This is a genomic window from Arthrobacter sp. JCM 19049 (assembly GCF_001310435.1).
Genome location: NZ_BAXF01000225.1, coordinates 1 through 3,468 on the forward strand (window position 1 = coordinate 1; position 3,468 = coordinate 3,468).

Sequence of the window (3,468 nt, forward strand, 5' to 3'; positions counted from 1 at the left end):
CCCACATCGGCCTGGCCCATGCCCTACCTTCGGCTCCGGCGCCGGCGTTGCCGAACCCGTGCTCAACCAGAACTTCCTGGCCCTCGGCGCCAAGTACGTAGTCCACGAACTGCTGGGCGGCCTCGGCCTGCTGCTGGGACTGGGAGGTGCTGAGCACGGAAATCGGGTAGGAGTTCACGACCTCCTGCGCCCCGTCGGGCACAATGCTGTCCACGCTGTCATCGCCCACCACATCGGTGCGGTACACCAGCCCCGCGTCGGCTTCCCCGGCCGAGACCTTCTGCAGGACCGCGCTCACGTTCTGTTCCATGCTGGCCGGTTCCAGCTGCACCCCGGCACCATCCAGCAGCTTCTGCGAGGCCCCGCCGCACGGGACCTGGGGTGCGCACAGCACCGTGGTCACCCGGGACAGGTCCGCCAGGGACTGTACGTGGGCCGGGTTTCCGGCCGGGACCGCGATCACCAGGGTGTTGGTGGCGAAGATTACCGGGTCCTTGGCCAGGCCCGCATCGCTCACGGTGTCCATGTTGCGTTCATCGGCGGAGGCGAAGACGTCCACCGGGGCTCCCTCCACGATCTGGGTGGCCAGGGTGGAGGAGCCGTCATAGGAAATGTGCTTCACCTTGATCTGCGGGTGTTCTTCCTGGAAGTCCTTGGCGATCTCATCGAAGGAGCGTTGCAGGGAGGCCGCCGCGGAGATGGTGATCTGGGTGTGGCCTTCATCCTGCGCAGCCGGCGAATCGGCGGGCTGATCGGCGGTGGAGCTCCGGTCAGGCCCAGCCCCGTCAGTGCCAGCAGTGCCAGTGTTCCGCGGATGCGCATACCCACTCCTTGATTGTGAACGGTTGCCGCCATGCTATCGCCTGCGCCCGGTGCACCAAAGTGTGACCTGAGAAGCGCGGCTCGGGCCGCGGGCAGGTCGGGGCGAGCTGACCGGCGGCTGCGGATTCTGCCCCGTGCTTGCCCCGTGGGCCCTACAGCGCGCAGACTGGCTGTCGTAAGCTGAAGGTGGCGACGCCGCGATCTGCTATCGTGGCGGCACCGACTAGTCAGGAGGTTGGCGTGGCAGACAAGCCCGCATTCGTACCGTTGGGTGATGCCCGGGGCCGGCCCTGCGGGATCTGCGGATTTCGGTGACCGACCGCTGCAACTTCCGCTGCGTGTACTGCATGCCCAAGGAAATCTTTGGGCGCGACTTCCAGTTCCGGGAACGTTCCGAACTGCTCAGCTTTGAGGAGATCGAGCGCCTGGCCCGGGTGTCGGTGGGCTTGGGCGTGCACAAGCTGCGCCTGACCGGCGGCGAGCCGCTACTGCGCCGGGGCATCGAGGAGCTGATCCAGATGCTCGCCGCGTTGCGCACTCCGGACGGTGAACCGGTGGACCTGGCCTTGACTACCAACGGCTCCGCCTTGCCGGTCAAGGCCGCCGCGCTGAAGGCGGCAGGGCTGAACCGGGTGACGATTTCCCTGGACTCACTGATTGAAGAGCGCTTCCAGGCAATCAACGATGTGAAATTCCCGGTCTCCCGGGTGCTGCAGGCCATTGACGCCGCGGCCGAGGCCGGGCTGGGACCGGTAAAGATCAACACGGTGCTCAAGCGCGGGGTCAACGACGACGAAATCCTGGACCTGGTCGAACACTTCCGCGGCACCGGGCACATCCTGCGCTTCATCGAGTACATGGATGTGGGCAGCACCAACGGCTGGCGGCTGGATGACGTGGTCCCCTCCAGCGAGGTGATTTCCCGGATTCATGAGAAATACCCGCTGGAGCCGCTGGCCCGCACCGACCCCGGGGAGACCGCCAACCGCTGGCGCTTCACCGACGGGCAGGGGGAAATTGGAGTGATTTCCAGTGTCACCAACGCGTTCTGCGGCAACTGCACCCGCGCCCGGATCTCGGCCGAGGGCCAGATGTACACCTGCCTGTTCGCCACCGGCGGCACCGACCTGCGGGCCTGCTGCGCGGCGGGGCCGACGATGAGCAGCTGGCTGTGGCTCTGAGCGGACTGTGGCGGGTGCGCAATGACAACTACTCGGAACTGCGCGCGGCACTGACCCCCGGCAACCGCCGACGCATCGAGATGTCGTACATCGGCGGTTAGCTAGCCCATGGTCTTCTGGCCATCCAGCGCCTCGCGGATGATGTCCGCATGCCCGGCGTGCTGGGTGGTTTCGCCGATGATGTGCAGCAGCGTGCGGCGCACCGACCAATGGGTGTCCACAAACCACGGCGCCCGGGGCAATTCGTGGACCGTGTCCAGGTCGATTTCCGCCAGCAGCGCGTCGGTTTCTTCGCCGATGTGGGCGTATTTCTCCAGCAGTCCGGCCAGCGTCTCGCCGTGCTGCATGCTGAACTCGACTTTGAAGGCCTGCAGCGCCTCGGGCGGCATGTTGTAGAAGTCCACTCCGTCCCAGTCCATGGCGGCCTTGCCCTGATCATGAACTGCTGCCACTGCAGTTCCACGGCGCTTACGTGCTTGATCAGTCCCCCGACACTTAGTTCGCTGACGGTGGCGCGGGTTGCGGCCTGTTCGTCACTCAGGTTCTGAGCGGTGAAGCGCAGGAAGTGGCGGGCGTTGGCCAGCGCCCGGTGCAGGTCGGCCCGCTCGCCGCTCAGCGTGGTGCTGACGGCTTTCATGGTGGTGCTCATGGCATTGCTCCTCATTCTCGGTGTGCCGGATAAAACCACCCTAGGAGCCATAGGTGTCTATTTCTGTCCTAAATCGAGGCAGAATGTGGGCATGAGTACAAGCCAACGTTCGCTGCGCCTGCTCTCGCTGCTGCAGAGTCGGCGCTACTGGTCTGGACAGGAACTGGCACAGCGTCTGCAGGTCTCGTTGCGCACCCTGCGCCGCGACGTGGATCAGCTGCGTGAACTGGGCTACCCGGTACAGGCCGAACGCGGTGTGGGCGGGGGCTACCAGCTCGCCGCCGGAGCCGCGCTGCCGCCGCTGGTGCTCGACGACGAGGAAGCCGTAGCGCTGGTCATCGGGCTGCAGTCCACCATCCACGGCGGGGAGAACACGTTGGCTGAGGCGGGAGTGCGTGCCCTGTCCAAGGTGGTTCCGGTGTTTCCGACGCGGCTGCGGCAACGGGCCCAGGCCCTGACTTCGAGCACCGTTGCGCTAACTACTCAATATTCCGCGCCGGAGCCGGTAGACCCGCAGGTGATGGTGGTCTTCGCCCAGGGATGCCGCGACCGTGAACGGGTGGCTTTCGACTACCGCGATGCCCAGGGCACCGCCACTTCGCGCCGGGTGGAGCCGGTCAATCTGGTCAATGTGGGAAACCGCTACTATCTGGTGGCCTACGATGTGGACCGTGCGGATTGGCGCAGTTTCCGGGTGGACCGGGCCGAAAACGCCCAACCCCGGGCGCTGCGCTTCGCGCCGCGGCAGATTCCAGGTGGCGACGCGGCGCAGTTCGTGCGGGCCGGGCTAAGCGGGTCCGGGCACCCACACATCAG

The 3,468-nt window shown here is 66.0% G+C and carries 5 protein-coding genes and 1 pseudogene; 2 read left to right on the plus strand and 4 right to left on the minus strand.

The window, feature by feature from the left end; all coding sequences use genetic code 11:
- The coding region (gene modA / locus JCM19049_RS09895; protein WP_306420776.1) for a molybdate ABC transporter substrate-binding protein at window positions 1–706 on the minus strand (706 nt) is incomplete at its 3' end.
- Window positions 619–822, minus strand: a complete 204-nt coding sequence (locus tag JCM19049_RS20010) for a hypothetical protein (RefSeq protein WP_279402905.1) — start codon at window positions 820–822, stop codon at window positions 619–621. The genes modA and JCM19049_RS20010, both read right to left, overlap by 88 nt.
- Window positions 823–1,133: 311 nt before the next feature.
- Here JCM19049_RS20010 and moaA point away from each other — a divergent pair, with 311 nt between their 5' ends.
- Window positions 1,134–2,003: a GTP 3',8-cyclase MoaA gene (gene moaA, locus JCM19049_RS09900; RefSeq protein WP_279402906.1), complete on the plus strand. Its 870-nt coding sequence runs from the start codon at window positions 1,134–1,136 to the stop codon at window positions 2,001–2,003.
- Between the two features lie 101 nt (window positions 2,004–2,104).
- Here the strand turns inward: moaA and JCM19049_RS20015 are convergent, their stop codons facing one another.
- Together JCM19049_RS20015 and JCM19049_RS23425 are read right to left on the minus strand one after the other, a co-directional pair.
- Entirely contained in the window at window positions 2,105–2,422 is a 318-nt protein-coding gene (locus JCM19049_RS20015; protein ID WP_279402907.1) for a DUF664 domain-containing protein, read from the minus strand.
- Window positions 2,356–2,703 (minus strand): annotated as a pseudogene (locus tag JCM19049_RS23425) (DUF664 domain-containing protein); the annotation flags it as partial. The gene JCM19049_RS20015 and the pseudogene JCM19049_RS23425, both read right to left, overlap by 67 nt.
- Window positions 2,704–2,743: 40 nt before the next feature.
- Here JCM19049_RS23425 and JCM19049_RS09910 point away from each other — a divergent pair.
- The coding region (locus tag JCM19049_RS09910) for a YafY family protein (protein WP_054821502.1) at window positions 2,744–3,468 on the plus strand (725 nt) is incomplete at its 3' end.

Bases quoted from the DNA above. Each gene is read 5' to 3' on its own strand.
- JCM19049_RS20010 (WP_279402905.1), bottom strand. From the start codon at position 822: ATGCGCATCCGCGGAACACTGGCACTGCTGGCACTGACGGGGCTGGGC.
- JCM19049_RS20015 (WP_279402907.1), bottom strand. From the start codon at position 2,422: ATGGACTGGGACGGAGTGGACTTCTACAACATGCCGCCCGAGGCGCTG.